Source organism: Mycobacterium sp. NTMscope_Eco_3, from assembly GCF_976985685.1.
This window is the reverse complement of record NZ_CDRJYZ010000001.1, coordinates 5,859,600-5,874,885: the sequence shown is the minus strand read 5'-3', so window position 1 is coordinate 5,874,885 and position 15,286 is coordinate 5,859,600. Positions and strand designations below refer to the sequence as shown.

The following is a 15,286-nucleotide window of genomic DNA, read 5'->3' as shown; positions in this document are numbered from 1 at the left end:
CGAGTGTGAATTCTGCGACGCGGCACGCCGATGGGGCGTCGCGGAATTCACTATCGGCGGTCAGGGACGCCAGCCGGCGGCGGTCAGCGCTGAGCCCACCCGGTGGGTCAGGGTGCCCTGGCGGTACCTGAGCATGTCGCCGCTCACCCGGATGATCGTCCAGCCGTTCTCAGAGAGTTCGGCGTGGCGATCGATGTCGCGGTTGCGTTGCATCGGGTCCGTCCAATGCTGCGCGCCGTCGTACTCCACTCCGACAAGGAACTCCTCCCAACCGATGTCGATGCGTGCAATGAGATAGCCGCCGGGAACGACAACAGGGATCTGGGTACGAGGAACAGGAAATCCTGCGTCTAGGAGCACCAAGCGAGTTCGCGTCTCCTGTGGGGACTCCGAGCCTCCGTCGACAAGCGGCAGTATCCGTCGCAACCGAACCACACCGCGCGCACCGGTTTTCTCGGCGGCGATGGCCTCGACATCACTGGCTTTCACGTCGGTTGCGTTCATGAGCGCGTCGAGCCGCTGAACGGCCTGCAGCCGTGGGATGGTGCGCCGCCCGATATCGAATGCGGTTCGAGCCGGCGTGGTTACCGCAACGTCGCTGACCGTGAGCACTTCGTGCGGGCTCAAGGTATCCGTGTGGACCGTGATCCCGCGCGGAGGCCGTCGGTTGTCGTGCACGAGTTCGGCGTCGAGTACCGGGCTTACCCACTTCGTTCCCAGCAACGCCGCCGCCGAATTGCCCGCGACGACTGCCTTGCGTCGCGACCACAGCCACGCCGCATATGCACGCTGGGCGGCGGTCAGCTCGATGCCGGCCGGCGCGTACACGCCGGGATAGATGGGTTCGTGCAGGGCACGCATCGCCCGCTCCGGCAGGGCCTTCGCTGCCAACGTCTCCGAGCCCAAGAATGGCCACGGGTGTTCTTTCATGGGCGAATGCTGGCACCACCCACCGACGCCTCCGCCGAGTGTGAATTCTGCGACGCGACACGCCGAGCAAGCGTCGGCTGGTTCACACTCGGCGCAAGAGGCTACAGGCGCTCGATGATGGTGACGTTGGCGGTGCCCCCGCCTTCGCACATCGTCTGCAAGCCGTAGCGGCCGCCGATGCGCTCGAGCTCGTTGAGCATGGTGGTGAACAGCTTGGCACCGGTGGCGCCCAGCGGGTGCCCGAGCGCGATCGCGCCGCCGTTGGGGTTGACCTTCTCCGGGTCCGCCTTGACCTCCTTGAGCCACGCCAAGACCACCGGCGCGAACGCCTCGTTGATCTCGACGGTGTCGATGTCATCGATCGACAGCCCGGTCTTGTCCAGCGCGTAGCGGGTCGCCGGAATCGGCCCGGTCAGCATGAACACCGGGTCGGCGGCGCGGGCACTGATGTGGTGGATGCGGGCCCGTGGCTTGAGCCCATGCTCCTTGACGGCCCGCTCGGACGCCAGTAGCACGGCGCTGGCCCCGTCGGAGATCTGGCTGGCCATCGCCGCCGTCAGCCGGCCGCCCTCGACCAGCGGCTTGAGGCCGGCCATCTTCTCCAGCGACGACTCGCGCGGGCCCTCGTCGACCCGGAACGGGCCGGATTCGGTTTCGACGGTGATGATTTCGTTGTCGAAGTGGCCGCCACGGATCGCCGCGAAGGCTCGCTCGTGACTGGTCAGCGCGTAGCGCTCCATCTCTTCGCGCGACAGGTTCCACTTCTCGGCGATCAGCTCCGAACCGCGGAACTGCGAGATCTCCTGATCGCCGTAGCGGTGCAGCCACTGCTTGGACTCGTTGGTCGGCGAGGTGAAGCCGAACTGTTCGCCCACGGTCATGGCCGACGAGATCGGGATCTGGCTCATGTTCTGCACGCCCCCGGCGACGATGAGGTCGGCGGTGCCGGACAGAATCGCCTGTGCGCCAAAGGAAATGGCCTGCTGGCTGGATCCGCATTGCCGGTCGACGGTGACGCCGGGCACCTCTTCGGGGTAGCCGGCAGCCAGCCACGAGAGCCGCGCGATGTTGCCCGCCTGGGCGCCGATCGCATCGACGCAGCCGGCGATCACGTCGTCGACGGCGGCGGGGTCGACGTCGACCCGGTCGAGAAGTCCGCGCCATCCCAGGGCACCCAGGTCGACCGGATGCACCCCGGCCAGCGATCCGCCGCGCTTGCCGACCGCGGTACGCACCGCGTCGATGACGTAGGCCTCAGCCATTGTGTCGCTCCTCCTCATCGCTTCGCTCTGCATCGTCGCCGACACGAGCCATGTTCAGATTCCTTCTTTGGTGATCCCGCCAAGAACGATGGCGAGGTATTGCTGACCCACCTGCTGCGCGGTGAGCGGACCGCCGGGCTGATACCAGCGCACCGACACCCACGTCGTGTCACGGATGAAACGGTAGACGAGGTCGACGTCGAGGTCGGGCCGGAAGTAGCCCTCGTCGACGCCCTGATGGAGCAGCTCGAGCCACATCTTGCGCTGCTGCCGGTTCATGTCCTCGATGTAGGAGAACCGGGGTTGCGACAGCAGCCGCTGGGCCTCGTCCTGGTAGATGACGACCTGCGCGTGCCGGTGCTCGATCGCCTCGAACGACGCCATGAACAGCCCCTTGAGCCGCTCCAGGGGGTTGGCCTCGCCGTCGACGATTTCGCGGTAACGGGTGAACAACCAGTCCAAGAAGCTGCGCAACAGCTCGTCGACCATCTCCTCTTTGGACGAGAAGTGGTGATAGAGACTGCCGGACAGGATGCCGGCACTGTCGGCGATGTCGCGCACGGTGGTGGCGCGCAGGCCACGCTCGGCGAACATGGTCGCGGCAAGCTCCAGCAACTCGTCTCGCCGGCTGTTGGCCTGACCGGTCACTCGGTCCACTCGACCAGAGTATCAACCAAGCGCTTGCTTGGCTAGCGGGCGGCGCTCACGGGTGCTGACTGGATACCGAGATGACCTCGCCGGTCAGGTAGCTCGAGTAGTCGCTGGCGAGGAAGGCGATGGTGGCCGCGACCTCCCACGGCTCGGCGGCCCGGCCGAAGGCTTCGCCGGCCGAGAGCCGATCGAGTAACTCCGACGAGGACGTCTTCTCGAGGAACTTGTGCCGCGCGATGCTCGGCGACACCGCGTTGATCCGTACCCCATACTCGGCGGCTTCGATTGCGCTGCACCGGGTTAGGGCCATCACGCCGGCCTTGGCGGCCGCGTAGTGCGACTGCGAGTGCTGGGCCCGCCAGCCCAGGACGCTGGCGTTGTTGACGATGACGCCGCCGTGTGGTGCCTCGCGGAAGTAGCGCAGCGCCGCGCGCGTGGCACGCAGCACCGACGTCAGCGTCACGTTGAGGACGCGATCCCATTCCTCGTCGGTCATGTCGACGACCGGCGTCTGTCCGCCGAGCCCGGCGTTGTTGACCAGCACGTCGATCCGGCCCATCCGGGCGGTGGTCGAAGCGATGAGGGCGTCGACTTGAGCGGTCGAGGTCACGTCGCAGACCACGTGCTCGACGCGGCCCTGGCCCAGCGCGGACAGCTCCTCGGCCGTCTCGCCCAGGCGCCGTTCGTGGTGGTCGGAGATCAGCACGTCGGCCCCCTCGGCCAGCGCCCGCCGCGCAGTCGCCGCGCCGATCCCGGTGCCGGCGGCGGCGGTCACGACCACCACCTTGCCCTGCAGAAGTCCGTGTCCGGCAATCTCTTTGGGAGCTTCGGACAGACTCATCCCTTGACCTCTCGGGGTAGGCCGAGCACCCGCTCGGCAATGATGTTGCGCTGGATCTCGTTGGACCCGCCATAGATGGTGTCGGCGCGGGTGAACAGGAACAGCCGCTGCCACTCGTCGAACTCGCCGTCGGCCAGGGTCAGGCCCGGTTTGCCGACGACGTCCATCGCCAGCTCGCCCAGATCGCGATGCCAGTTGGCCCACAACAGCTTCGACACGTTGTCCTGCCCCGGCTGCTCGACGTCCATGGTGGCCAGCGCGTACGAACGCATGGCCCGCAACCCGGTCCACGCCCGCGTCAGCCGCTCGCGGATGAACGGATCGTCGGCCGCGCCGGTGCGCTGCGCGAGCTCGGCCAGGTTGGAAAGCTCACGGGCGTAACGGATTTGTTGCCCGAGCGTCGACACGCCCCGCTCGAAGGTCAGCGTGCCCATGGCGACCCGCCAGCCGTCACCGGGCTCGCCGACCACCAGGTTCGCGTCGGTGCGGGCGTCGTCGAAGAACACCTCGTTGAATTCCGAGTCACCGGTCAGCTGGATGATCGGCCGCACTTGAACGCCCGGCTGGTCCAGCGGCACCAGCAGATACGACAGCCCCGCGTGCCGCTTGGAGCCCTTTTCGGTGCGCGCGACCACAAAGCACCATTGCGCCCAGTGCGCCAACGACGTCCACACCTTCTGGCCGTTGATCACCCAGTGGTCGCCGTCGAGTTCGGCGGTGGTCGCCACGTTGGCCAGGTCGCTGCCGGCGCCCGGCTCCGAATAACCCTGGCACCACAGCTCGGTGACATCCAGAATCCGCGGCAGGAAACGCTGCTGCTGCTCGGGCGTCCCGAACGCGATCAGCGTCGGCCCCAGCAGCTCCTCGCCGAAGTGATTGACCTTGTCCGGGGCGTCGGCGCGGGCGTACTCCTCGTAGAACGCCACCCGGTGCGCGGTGGAAAGACCGCGGCCGCCGTGCTCGACCGGCCAGCCCAGGCAGGTGAGTCCGGCCTTGGCGAGATGTTGGTTCCAGGCCCGGCGTTCCTCGAATGCCTCGTGCTCACGGCCGGGACCACCAAGGCCCTTGAGGGCTGCGAATTCGCCGACCAGATTGTCGGCGAGCCAAGAGCGGACCTCGGCCCGGAACTCCTCGACGTCCTGCATGCCTTGTAGGCTAACCTACCAAGCACTTGCTTTGTAGCTCGGTCACGAGGCATGCCATGTGGCGGCATGAGGAGGAACCGAGCGATCGCACTCAGAGCATTCGAGGAGCGTCGCCGATGACCACCGATCCCCGCACCGTGCCCGCGGCGCTGGATCGTTTCGCGGGCCGACTCCCCGATCACGACGCCCTGATCACCGAGGAACGATCCTTCACCGCCGCCGCCTTGCGCGACGAGGTACACCGGGCGGCGGCAGCACTGATCGCGCTGGGTGTGCAGGCCGGCGACCGGGTGGCGATCTGGTCCCCCAACACCTGGCATTGGGTGGTGGCCTGCCTGGCCATCCACCACGCCGGCGCCGCCATGGTTCCGCTGAACACCCGCTACACGGCCGCGGAGGCCGGTGACATCCTGGCCCGGGTCGAGGCGCCGGTGTTGTTCGGCATGGGCGAGTTCCTGGGCAACGACCGCGTCGCCGATCTGGATCGGGCGGCGCTGCCCGCGTTGCGGCACATCGTGCGGATACCGATCGACGCCCCAGATGGCACCTGGGACGAGTTCGTCGCCGGCGGCACCGACCTCGACGCGGTCGCCGCCCGGGCCGCGGCGGTCACGCCCGACGACGTCAGCGACATCCTGTTCACCTCGGGCACCACCGGCCGCAGCAAAGGCGTGCTGTGCGCGCACCGGCAGTCGCTGTCGGCCTCGGCGTCGTGGGCGGCCAACGGCAAGATCACCGCCGACGACCGCTACCTGTGCATCAACCCGTTCTTTCACAACTTCGGCTACAAGGCCGGCATCCTGGCCTGTCTGCAGACCGGCGCGACGCTGATCCCCCACCTCACCTTCGACCCGCTGCGCGCGCTGCAGGCGATCGAGCAACACCGCATCACCGTATTGCCCGGTCCGCCAACGATTTACCAGACCTTGCTGGATCATCCGGCTCGCGACGATTACGACCTGAGCTCGCTGCGCTTCGCGGTGACCGGGGCGGCCACCGTGCCGGTCGTGTTGGTCGAGCGCATGCAGTCCGAACTCGACATCGACATCGTGCTGACCGCCTACGGGCTCACCGAGGCCAACGGCATGGGCACCATGTGCCGCGCCGACGACGACGCCGTCACCGTCGCCACCACCTGCGGGCGCCCGTTCGCCGACTTCGAATTGCGCATCGACCCCGGGGAATCCGGCGAATCGGGAGAGGTGCTGCTGCGCGGGCCCAACGTGATGCTGGGCTACCTCGACGACCCGCGGGCCACCGCGGCCGCCATCGACGCCGACGGTTGGCTGCACACCGGTGACATCGGCGTGCTCGACGCGGCCGGCAACCTGCGCATCACCGACCGGCTCAAAGACATGTACATCTGCGGAGGATTCAACGTGTACCCCGCCGAGATCGAGCAGGTGCTGGCCCGCCTCGACGGTGTGGCCGACGCCGCGGTGATCGGGGTTCCCGACGAGCGGCTCGGCGAAGTGGGCCGGGCGTTCCTGGTCACCCGGCCCGGCGCGCAACTCGACGAACAATCTGTGATCGCTTACACCCGTGAGCATTTGGCGAACTTCAAGGCGCCGAGGTCGGTGCGGTTCGTCGACGCGTTGCCGCGCAATGCGGGCGGCAAGGTGGTCAAACCACAACTGCGAGAGCTGGACTGATGGATCTGGATCTAGACGACGACACCTTGGCCTTCCAGGCCGAGGTCCGGGAATTCTTGTCGGCCAACGCCGAGTCGATCCCGACGAAGTCATACGACAACGCCGAAGGCTTTGACCAGCACCGGCGTTGGGACCGGGTGCTGTTCGACGCCGGGCTTTCGGTGATCACCTGGCCGAAGCGCTACGGCGGCCGCGACGCGCCGCTGCTGCACTGGGTGGTGTTCGAAGAGGAGTACTTCCGCGCCGGGGCGCCGGGCCGGGCCAGCGCCAACGGCACCTCGATGCTGGCGCCGACCCTGTTCGCGCACGGCACCGAAGAGCAACAGGCCCGGATCCTGCCGAAAATGGCCAGCGGCGAAGAGATCTGGGCGCAGGCGTGGTCGGAGCCCGAGTCCGGCAGCGACCTGGCGTCGCTGCGGTCCACCGCCACACAGACCGACGGCGGCTGGCTGCTCAACGGGCAGAAGATCTGGAGCTCGCGGGCGCCGTTCGCCGAGCGGGGATTCGGGCTGTTCCGGTCCGACCCCGGCGCCGAGCGCCACAACGGGCTGACCTACTTCATGTTCGACCTGAAGGCCAAGGGCATCACGGTGCGGCCGATCGTCCAACTCGGCGGCGACACCGGATTCGGCGAGATCTTCCTCGACGACGTCTTCGTTCCCGACGAGGACGTGATCGGCACCCCGCACGAGGGCTGGCGGGCGGCCATGAGCACGTCGAGCAACGAACGCGGCATGTCGCTGCGCAGCCCGGCCCGCTTCCTGGCGACGGCGGAACGGTTGGTGCAGCTGTGGAAGGACAGCGGCGCGCCGGCCGCGTTCGCCGACCGGGTCGCCGACGGCTGGATCAAGGCGCAGGCCTACCGGCTGCAGACCTTCGGCACGGTGACCAGGCTGGCCCTCGGCGGCGAGCTGGGCGCCGAATCGTCGGTGACCAAAGTGTTCTGGTCCGACCTCGACGTCGAACTGCACCAGACCGCGCTCGACCTCCTCGCCGCGGACGGGGAACTCGCCGGCCCGTGGACCGAAGGCCTGCTGTTCGCGCTGGGCGGTCCGATCTACGCCGGCACCAACGAAATTCAGCGCAACATCATCTCCGAGCGGTTGCTGGGCCTGCCGCGCGAGAAGTCCGGAGGCAAGAAGTGAAATTTGCGCTAGACGAACAGCAGCGTGACTTCGCCGCCAGCATCGATGCCGCGCTCGGCGCCGCGGACCTGCCCGGCGCCGTGCGCGCGTGGGCCGCGGGCGACACCGCGCCGGGCCGCAAGGTGTGGGAACAGCTGGCAAACCTGGGCGTCACGGCCCTGGCCGTGCCGGAGAAATTCGACGGCATCGAGGCAGAGCCGATCGACCTGGTCGTCGCCCTCGAGCGCCTCGGGCACTGGTGCGTGCCCGGCCCGGTGGTCGAATCCATCGCTGTGGCACCGATATTGCTCGCCTCCGACGACCACGCCGAGCGGTGTGCCGGGCTCGCGTCCGGCGAACTCATCGCCACGGTCGCGCTGCCGCCGCGGGTACCGCGGGCCGTTGACGCCGACGCGGCCGGCCTGGTGCTGCTGGCCGGCTTAAACGAGACTGACGGGGTCACCGAAGCCACCGCGGGTGACGAGCACGAGTCCGTCGACCCCAGCCGCCGGTTGTACGACGTGACCCCGACCGGCTCGACGTGGCGGGCGGACACCAAGCGCGCCTTCGAGTTCGGCGCGCTGGCCACCGCGGCGCAACTGGTCGGCGCCGCCGAGGCGCTGCGCGACGCCGCCGTCGACTACGCCAAGCAACGCACCCAGTTCGGCCGGGTGATCGGCTCGTATCAGGCGATCAAACACAAGCTCGCCGATGTGCACATCGCCATCGAGCTGGCCCGGCCGCTGGTGCACGGCGCGGCGTTGACGCTGGACCCGCGCGACGTGAGCGCGGCCAAGGCGGCGGCGTCCGAGGCCGGACTGCTGGCGGCGCGCTCGGCGCTGCAGACCCACGGCGCGATCGGCTTCACCCAGGAACACGACCTGTCGCTGTTGCTGCTGCGGGTGCAGGCCTTGCGGTCCGCGTGGGGGACGCCGGAGGAACATCGGCGGCGAGTGCTGGAGGCGCTATGACTGAAGAACGCGAGCTGCTCCGTGAGACCGTTGCCGCCCTGGTGGCCAAGCACGCCGGCCCGGCCGCGGTGCGCGCCGCCATGGAATCCGACCGCGGCTACGACGAATCGCTCTGGCAGCTGCTGTGCGAGCAGGTCGGCGCCGCGGCCCTGGTGATCCCCGAGGAGCTGGGCGGCGCCGGCGGCGAATTGGCGGACGCCGCAGCGGTTTTGCAGGAACTGGGCCGCGCCCTGGTGCCCTCCCCGCTGCTGGGCACCACGCTCGCCGAACTGGCGCTGCTCAGCGCGCCCGAGCCGGACGCCGCGACGCTGGAGCGCCTGGCCGAGGGCGCCGCGATCGGCGCGCTGGCGCTCGATCCCGACTACGTGGTCAACGGCGACGTCGCCGACGTCGTGGTCGCCGTCGAGGACGGCCGGCTGAGCAGGTGGACCCGGTTCAGCGCGCAGGCCGTCACCACCATGGACCCGACCCGACGCCTGGCGCGGGTGCAACCGGAGGAGACCGAGGCGATCGGGACGGACCCGGGCCTGGCGGACACGGCGGCCATCCTGCTGGCCGCCGAGCAGATCGGCGCCGCCGAACGCTGTCTGGAGCTGACCGTCGAATACGCCAAGGACCGAGTGCAATTCGGCCGGCCCATCGGCAGCTTTCAGGCGCTCAAGCATCGGATGGCCGATCTGTATGTCACCGTCGCCGCGGCGAAGGCCGTCGTGTCCGACGCGTGTGACGACCCCACTCCCACCAACGCCGCCGCCGCCCGGCTGGCCGCCACCGAGGCGCTGAACACCGTGGCCGCCGAAGGCATCCAGCTGCACGGCGGCATCGCGATCACCTGGGAACACGACATGCACCTGTACTTCAAACGCGCCCACGGCAGCGCGCACCTGCTGGATTCGCCCCGACAGTTGCTTAACCGCCTGGAATCCGAGGTACTCCAGACGCCGTGACCGACCGTGTCTCGCTGCGCGCGGGCATCCCACCGTTCTATGTGATGGATGTCTGGCTGGCGGCCGCCGAACGCCAGCGCAGCCACGGCGATCTGGTCAACCTGTCGGCGGGCCAGCCCAGCGTGGGCGCGCCCGAGCCGGTGCGGGCGGCTGCCGCGGCGGCGGTGCACTCCAACGAGCTGGGTTATTCGGTGTCGCTGGGCATTCCCGAGCTGCGCGCCGCGATCGCCGCGGACTACCGGCGCCAGCACGGGCTCGACGTCGAACCCGACGCCGTGGTGATCACCACGGGCTCCTCGGGCGGATTTCTACTCACCTTCCTGGCCTGCTTCGACGTCGGCGACCGGGTGGCGCTGGCCAGCCCCGGTTACCCGTGCTACCGAAACATCTTGTCGGCGCTGGGATGCGAGGTGGTGGAGATCCCCTGCGGGCCGCAGACCCGCTTCCAGCCCACCGCGCGGATGCTCGCCGAACTCGACCCGCCGGTGCAGGGAGTCATCGTGGCGAGCCCCGCCAACCCCACCGGAACGGTCATCGCCCCGGACGAGCTGGCCGCGATCGCCGCCTGGTGCGATGCGTCCGGAGCGCGGCTGATCAGCGACGAGGTCTACCACGGGCTGGTCTACGAGGGCGCGCCGCAGACCAGCTGCGCGTGGCAGACATCGCGAAATGCCGTGGTGGTCAACAGCTTTTCGAAGTACTACGCGATGACGGGCTGGCGGCTGGGCTGGCTGCTGGTGCCGGCCGAGTTACGCCGCGCGGTGGATTGCCTCACCGGGAACTTCACCATCTGCCCGCCCGTGCTCTCGCAGCTGGCCGCGGTGGCGGCCTTCACCCCGGAGGCCACCGCCGAAGCCGACGGCCACCTGCACCACTACGCCACCAACCGCTCGCTGCTGCTGGACGGGCTGCGCGGCATCGGCGTCGAGCGCCTGGCCCCCACCGACGGTGCCTTCTACGTTTACGCCGACGTCTCGGATTACACCGACAACTCGATGGAGTTCTGCTCAAAACTGTTGGGAGAGACCGGCATCGCCATCGCGCCCGGTATCGACTTCGATACCGCCCGCGGCAATTCGTTCGTCCGGATGTCCTTCGCCGGGCCCACCGCCGACATCGAGGAAGCGGTGCGACGGCTCGGCCCGTGGCTTTCGGCCCGCTAGCCGAGGACTAGGCGTCCAGCACCTGCCCGATGCGCGCCTCGAGCGCACCGCGCTCGCCGATCCCGGTCACGTCGATGCCGAATCGGTCACCGAGGACATCGACGACCGCCGCCGCGTCGTCGAGCCGGATTTTCTCGCTACCGTCGGCGCGGTGGATGGTCAGGTTGCGGCCGGCCAGGTTGTAGCGGGCGTCGACGGTCGTCACCGCGGCCATCAGCGCGGTCACGAAGTGCGACTCGGGGTGCGTGGAGACGTACCAGCTGCCCACCCTCAGATCGATCTGCGGAACGGTCTGGGTGCCGAACACGTACAGCGGTTTCCACTCGTCGCGGAGCAGGGCTTGCAGCACCAGGCCGTCGCCGCGATCGTTGAGCCGGTACGGCTCGTGCGTTGTCTGCTGGGCGTTTCCGGTCTCGAAGCGGATGGGGGACGTCAGCGTCTGACCACCGAACCCGACGTCCACCAGATAGGAACCCTGCGAGCCCGGGAACGTCACCGCCAACGCCGTGTGTGTCTGGGCACCCAGCGGCGCGTCGGGCGGCTGCATCCACACCACCCGCCCGGCCAGGCGGCGCACCCGGAAGCCGATCTCGGCCAGCACGTACCCCATCAGGCCGTTCTGCTCGTAGCAGTAACCGCCCCGGCGCCGGTACACCAGCTTGTCGGTGAGGGCTTCGGGGCTCAGGTCGTCGACCGGCACCCCCATCAGCGGATCGAGGTTCTCGAACGGGATCGACCCGGTGTGCGCGGTCATCAGATCCTGCAGCACCTCAAGATTCGGCTCGGCCGCGCCGCGGTAGTCGATGCGATCGAAGTACGCGCCCAGATCCAGCGTCATGGAACCATTCTGGGCCCCGCGCGGGGCTCTACGGCGGCCGGGTGTCCCGCGGCCGTAACGCCACGGCGGAAGAACACGCGAAAAGTCGCCGTGGCGTTACGCCCGCGGGACGCTCTAGAGCCAGGTGTCCTGGGTGGTGGTGGTGAGGAAGGCTTCCAGGTCATCGCGCCACTGCGCCGGCGTCGTCTTGTCCGGTTCGATGCCCGTGTATTCACCGCGATAGAACAGCAGCGGGCGCGGCTTGATCTTGGGCGCCTCCGAAAGCGATTGCACCGCACCGAACACCACGAAGTGGTCTCCCCCGTCGTGCGCGGAGGCCACCGTGCAGTCGATGTAGGCCAGCGACCCGTCGATGATCGGTGACCCGAGATCGGAAGGGTGCCAGTCGATGCCGGCGAATTTATCGGGTTCCTTGGAGCCGAACCTGGCCGAGACGTGCTTCTGGTGCTCGGTCAGCATGTTGACGCAAAACCGGCCGGAGGCCTCGATGGCCTTCCAGGACCGTGACACCTTGGTCGGGCAGAACAGCACCAGCGGCGGGTCCAGCGACAGCGCCGCGAACGACTGGCAGGCGAAGCCGACGGGGGCGTCGTCGTGCATCGTGGTGATGATGGTGATGCCGGTGCAGAACTGGCCCAGCACCTGCCGGAAGGTCCGCGGATCGATGGGCGCTGACATGGTCAGCCGCGCATGCCGACGGTGAAGTCGTGGCCCCACAGGCTGACCGCGGTGCTCTCCCGGGCGACCCAGTCGTTGTCTTCGACTTGCCTTCCCTCGCAACCGAATTCGATGTCGAACCCGCCGGGTGTCTTCATGTAGAACGACAGCATGAGGTCGTTGACGTGACGGCCGAGGGTGGCCGACATGGGCACCTTGCGGCGCAGCGCCCGGTCCAGGCACAGCCCCACGTCGTCGGCGTTCTCGACCTCCATCATCAGGTGCACGATCCCGCTGGGCGTCGGCAGTGGCAGGAAGGCGAGGCTGTGGTGGCGCGGGTTGCAGCCGAAGAAGCGCAACCAGGCCGGCGCCCCGTCGGCGGGCCGGCCCACCACCTGCGGCGGCATCCGCATCGAGTCGCGCAGCTTGAACCCGAGTACGTCACGGTAGAAGTGCAGCGCCTCGTCGTCGTCGCGGGTGGACAACACCACGTGTCCCAGGCCCTGCTCACCGGTGACGAACTTGTGCCCGTAGGGGCTGACCACGCGGCGGTGCTCGAGGGCGACGCCGTGGAAGACCTCCAGGCAGTTGCCCGACGGGTCGGAGAACCGGATCATCTCGACGACCCGGCGATCGGACAGTTGCGCGGCGGTGGCTTCCTTGTAGGGGACGCCCTCGACGTCGAGCCTGTCCCGGATCTCTTGAAGGCCTTCGGCGTTCGCGCACTCCCAGCCGGCCTCCATGAGGTGGTCGCGTTCGCCGGGCACGATGACCAGCCGGGCCGGGAAGTCGTCCATCCGCAGATACAGGGCGCCCTCGGTGTTGCCGCTGCCCTCGACCATGCCGAGAACCTTCAGGCCGTACTCACGCCAGGCCGCCATGTCGGTGGCCTCGATGCGCAGATAGCCCAGCGAACGGATGCTCATCTCGCACCTCCCAGGAAATCGATGGTGAGCTTGTTGAACTCGTCGAACTTCTCCACCTGCGCCCAGTGCCCACATTGCCCGAAAACGTGCAGCTGCGCACGCGCAATGGTCTTGAGCGCGACCAGCGCCCCATCCAGGGGGTTGACCCGGTCCTCGCGGCCCCAGATCAGCAGCACGGGCTGGCGCAGGCGGTGCACCTCGCGCCACATCATGCCGAGCTCGAAATCGGTGCCCGCGAACGACATTCCCATCGCGCGAGTCGCCGTCAGCGACTCCGGCGTGCTGGCCAGCGCGAACCGCTCGTCGATCAATTCGTCGGTGATCAGTTTCTGGTCGTAGACCATCACCCGCAGGAACGCCTCGAGGTTTTCCCGCGTGGGCTCGGCCGAGAACTTGCCCAGCCGCTTGACGCCCTCGGTGGGATCCGGGGCGAACAGGTTGATGCTCAGCCCGCCGGGCCCCATCAACACCAGGCGCCCGGCGTGGTCGGGGTAGTCCAGGGCGAACCGCACCGCGGTGCCCCCGCCCAACGAATTGCCCACCAGCGGAACGCGTCCCAGGCCAAGCTGGTCGAAGAGGCCCGCCAGGGCCCTGGCCGCGTAGTGATTGAACTGCCCGTGCTCGGCGCGCTTGTCGGAATGGCCGTAGCCGGGCTGATCGACGGCGAGCACGTGAAACCGCTCGGCGAGCACCGGGATGTTGCGCGACCAGTTCGTCCAGCTCGCCGCCCCCGGACCGCCGCCGTGCAACAACACGATCGTCTGATCGTTGCCGACACCCGCCTCGTGGTAGTGCAGCTTCAGCGGCCCGTCGACGTCCACCTCGGCGAAGCGGGAAGTCGATTCGAACGTCAGCGCTTCGACTGTGGTCATGGGTTAGACCATCGTGTCGCCGGGCGGCAACCCGAACTCGTTGTTCCCGAAGATCTGGTAGGCCCGCTCGGGGTCGTTGGCCGCGTGCACCCGGCCGGCGTGCGCGTCACGCCAGAACCGTTGCACGGGTTGGTCGTTGGCCAGGGCGGTAGCGCCGGACGCCTCGAACAACCGGTCGATGGAGGCGATGGCCCGGCCGGTGGCGCGCACCTGGTCGCGGCGGGCGCGGGCGCGCAGGTCGAACGGGATCTCCTTGCCGGCCGACAGCAGCGCGTACTCGTCGGCGACGTTGCCGCTCAGCTGCCGCCACGCGGCGTCGATGTCGCTGGCCGCCTCGGCGATGCGGACCTTGGCGAACGGGTCGTCCTTGGCCTTCTCGCCGGCGAACGCCGCACGCACCCGCTTGCCCTGGTGCTCGACGTGCGCGTCGTAGGCGCCGTAGGCCATGCCGACGATCGGCGCCGAGATGGTGGTGGGATGCATTGTGCCCCAAGGCATCTTGTAGACCGGGGCGGTGTTGGTCTCGTACCCGCCGGCGGTGCCGTCGTTCATCGCCTTGTAGGACAGGAACCGGTGCCGCGGCACGAAGACGTCCTTGACGACGACGGTGTTGCTGCCGGTGCCGCGCAGGCCGACGACGTGCCACACGTCGTCGATGCGGTACTCGCTGCGGGGGATCAAGAAACTGCCGAAGTCGACCGGGCGGCCGTCCTTGATCACCGGGCCACCCAGGAACGCCCACGTCGCGTGGTCACAGCCCGAGGACCAGTTCCACGCGCCGTTGACCAGGTAGCCGCCGTCGGTCACCACGCCCGCACCCATCGGGGCGTACGACGAGGAAACCCGGGTCTTGGGGTCCTCGCCCCAGACCTCCTCCTGGGCCTGCTGGTCGAACAACGCCAGATGCCAGTTGTGCACGCCGATGATGGAGCTCACCCAGCCGGTGGAGCCGCACGCGCTGGCCAGCCGCCGGACCGCCTCGTAGAACAGCGTCGGATCGCACTGCAGCCCGCCCCACTGTTCGGGCTGCAACAAAGTGAAGAAGCCCACGTCCTGCAGGTCCTGGACGGTCTCTTCGGGCAGCCGCCGCAGATCCTCCGTCGCCTGAGCGCGTTCCCGAATCCGCGGGAGCAGATCATCGATGCCAGCCAAAACCGACTGCGCATCACGCTGTTGAATGGACGTCACTTAAGTTTGCCTCCTGGGCCAGACTTACACAGCGGACTTACACCAGAGACTAGAACACGTTCCGATTTGTGTCGAGCAGGGTATTCCTGCGGCTGGTAGCGATACGAATCCACTTTTCT

General features: G+C 68.3%; 15 protein-coding genes. 5 read left to right on the top strand and 10 right to left on the bottom strand.

The features are described from left to right. Window positions 1-60: 60 nt before the first annotated feature. From AC0KTM_RS27530 to ipdE1, 5 genes are all read right to left on the bottom strand, one after another. Window positions 61-930, bottom strand: a complete 870-nt coding sequence (locus AC0KTM_RS27530) for a hypothetical protein (protein ID WP_238955682.1) — start codon at window positions 928-930, stop codon at window positions 61-63. Between the two features lie 101 nt (window positions 931-1,031). Then, a complete protein-coding gene (gene fadA6 / locus AC0KTM_RS27525; RefSeq protein WP_238955681.1) occupies window positions 1,032-2,192 on the bottom strand; it encodes a steroid 3-ketoacyl-CoA thiolase FadA6 in 1,161 nt (386 codons plus the stop codon). Window positions 2,193-2,246: 54 nt separating this feature from the next. Further along, window positions 2,247-2,849, bottom strand: coding sequence for a TetR family transcriptional regulator KstR2 (gene kstR2, locus AC0KTM_RS27520; protein WP_225326252.1), 603 nt, complete (start codon window positions 2,847-2,849; stop codon window positions 2,247-2,249). A gap of 46 nt (window positions 2,850-2,895) precedes the next feature. Further along, window positions 2,896-3,684, bottom strand: coding sequence for a (5R,7aS)-5-hydroxy-7a-methyl-1-oxo-2,3,5,6,7,7a-hexahydro-1H-indene-carboxyl-CoA reductase (ipdF, locus tag AC0KTM_RS27515; protein WP_225326251.1), 789 nt, complete (start codon window positions 3,682-3,684; stop codon window positions 2,896-2,898). After that, the gene (gene ipdE1, locus AC0KTM_RS27510) at window positions 3,681-4,829 is read right to left on the bottom strand and encodes an acyl-CoA dehydrogenase IpdE1 (protein WP_238955680.1); all 1,149 of its coding nucleotides are present in this window, start codon (window positions 4,827-4,829) and stop codon (window positions 3,681-3,683) included. The genes ipdF and ipdE1 overlap by 4 nt, the downstream gene beginning before the upstream one ends. A 116-nt stretch (window positions 4,830-4,945) precedes the next feature. On the opposite strand from ipdE1, the gene fadD3 reads away from it, so the two are divergent. Genes fadD3 through AC0KTM_RS27485 form a run of 5 tightly spaced genes read left to right on the top strand, consistent with a single transcriptional unit; the run spans window position 4,946 to window position 10,686 of the window. After that, the gene (fadD3, locus tag AC0KTM_RS27505; protein WP_238955679.1) at window positions 4,946-6,481 is read left to right on the top strand and encodes a 3-((3aS,4S,7aS)-7a-methyl-1,5-dioxo-octahydro-1H-inden-4-yl)propanoate--CoA ligase FadD3; all 1,536 of its coding nucleotides are present in this window, start codon (window positions 4,946-4,948) and stop codon (window positions 6,479-6,481) included. Beyond that, entirely contained in the window at window positions 6,481-7,626 is a 1,146-nt protein-coding gene (locus tag AC0KTM_RS27500) for an acyl-CoA dehydrogenase family protein (protein WP_225326248.1), read from the top strand. The genes fadD3 and AC0KTM_RS27500 overlap by 1 nt, the downstream gene beginning before the upstream one ends. Then, a complete protein-coding gene (locus AC0KTM_RS27495) occupies window positions 7,623-8,576 on the top strand; it encodes an acyl-CoA dehydrogenase family protein (protein ID WP_225326247.1) in 954 nt (317 codons plus the stop codon). The genes AC0KTM_RS27500 and AC0KTM_RS27495 overlap by 4 nt, the downstream gene beginning before the upstream one ends. Then, entirely contained in the window at window positions 8,573-9,523 is a 951-nt protein-coding gene (ipdE2, locus tag AC0KTM_RS27490) for an acyl-CoA dehydrogenase IpdE2 (protein ID WP_238955678.1), read from the top strand. The genes AC0KTM_RS27495 and ipdE2 overlap by 4 nt, the downstream gene beginning before the upstream one ends. Next, window positions 9,520-10,686 carry a pyridoxal phosphate-dependent aminotransferase gene (locus AC0KTM_RS27485; protein ID WP_238955677.1) on the top strand — a complete coding sequence of 389 codons (1,167 nt, stop codon included), beginning with the start codon at window positions 9,520-9,522 and terminating at the stop codon, window positions 10,684-10,686. Before ipdE2 ends, AC0KTM_RS27485 begins: the two co-directional genes overlap by 4 nt. A 7-nt stretch (window positions 10,687-10,693) precedes the next feature. Here the strand turns inward: AC0KTM_RS27485 and AC0KTM_RS27480 are convergent, their stop codons facing one another. The 5 genes from AC0KTM_RS27480 to hsaA form a co-directional block, all read right to left on the bottom strand. Further along, window positions 10,694-11,524 (bottom strand): arylamine N-acetyltransferase family protein, encoded by an 831-nt coding sequence (locus AC0KTM_RS27480; protein ID WP_238955676.1) that lies wholly within the window; start codon window positions 11,522-11,524, stop codon window positions 10,694-10,696. 114 nt (window positions 11,525-11,638) lie between these two features. Continuing rightward, the gene (hsaB, locus tag AC0KTM_RS27475) at window positions 11,639-12,202 is read right to left on the bottom strand and encodes a 3-hydroxy-9,10-secoandrosta-1,3,5(10)-triene-9,17-dione monooxygenase reductase subunit (protein WP_225326243.1); all 564 of its coding nucleotides are present in this window, start codon (window positions 12,200-12,202) and stop codon (window positions 11,639-11,641) included. A 2-nt stretch (window positions 12,203-12,204) separates the two neighbouring features. Then, a complete protein-coding gene (gene hsaC / locus AC0KTM_RS27470) occupies window positions 12,205-13,107 on the bottom strand; it encodes an iron-dependent extradiol dioxygenase HsaC (protein ID WP_238955675.1) in 903 nt (300 codons plus the stop codon). Continuing rightward, complete coding sequence (hsaD, locus tag AC0KTM_RS27465; RefSeq protein ID WP_225326241.1) at window positions 13,104-13,979, bottom strand: 4,5:9,10-diseco-3-hydroxy-5,9,17-trioxoandrosta-1(10),2-diene-4-oate hydrolase; 876 nt, start codon at window positions 13,977-13,979, stop codon at window positions 13,104-13,106. Before hsaD ends, hsaC begins: the two co-directional genes overlap by 4 nt. A gap of 3 nt (window positions 13,980-13,982) precedes the next feature. Continuing rightward, window positions 13,983-15,167, bottom strand: coding sequence for a 3-hydroxy-9,10-secoandrosta-1,3,5(10)-triene-9,17-dione monooxygenase oxygenase subunit (gene hsaA / locus AC0KTM_RS27460; protein WP_225326240.1), 1,185 nt, complete (start codon window positions 15,165-15,167; stop codon window positions 13,983-13,985). Window positions 15,168-15,286 lie beyond the last annotated feature (119 nt).

Bases quoted from the DNA above. Each gene is read 5' to 3' on its own strand.
- AC0KTM_RS27530 (WP_238955682.1), bottom strand. From the start codon at position 930: ATGAAAGAACACCCGTGGCCATTCTTGGGCTCGGAGACGTTGGCAGCG.
- fadA6 (WP_238955681.1), bottom strand. From the start codon at position 2,192: ATGGCTGAGGCCTACGTCATCGACGCGGTGCGTACCGCGGTCGGCAAG.
- ipdF (WP_225326251.1), bottom strand. From the start codon at position 3,684: ATGAGTCTGTCCGAAGCTCCCAAAGAGATTGCCGGACACGGACTTCTG.
- ipdE1 (WP_238955680.1), bottom strand. From the start codon at position 4,829: ATGCAGGACGTCGAGGAGTTCCGGGCCGAGGTCCGCTCTTGGCTCGCC.
- fadD3 (WP_238955679.1), top strand. From the start codon at position 4,946: ATGACCACCGATCCCCGCACCGTGCCCGCGGCGCTGGATCGTTTCGCG.
- AC0KTM_RS27500 (WP_225326248.1), top strand. From the start codon at position 6,481: ATGGATCTGGATCTAGACGACGACACCTTGGCCTTCCAGGCCGAGGTC.
- ipdE2 (WP_238955678.1), top strand. From the start codon at position 8,573: ATGACTGAAGAACGCGAGCTGCTCCGTGAGACCGTTGCCGCCCTGGTG.
- AC0KTM_RS27480 (WP_238955676.1), bottom strand. From the start codon at position 11,524: ATGACGCTGGATCTGGGCGCGTACTTCGATCGCATCGACTACCGCGGC.
- hsaB (WP_225326243.1), bottom strand. From the start codon at position 12,202: ATGTCAGCGCCCATCGATCCGCGGACCTTCCGGCAGGTGCTGGGCCAG.
- hsaC (WP_238955675.1), bottom strand. From the start codon at position 13,107: ATGAGCATCCGTTCGCTGGGCTATCTGCGCATCGAGGCCACCGACATG.
- hsaD (WP_225326241.1), bottom strand. From the start codon at position 13,979: ATGACCACAGTCGAAGCGCTGACGTTCGAATCGACTTCCCGCTTCGCC.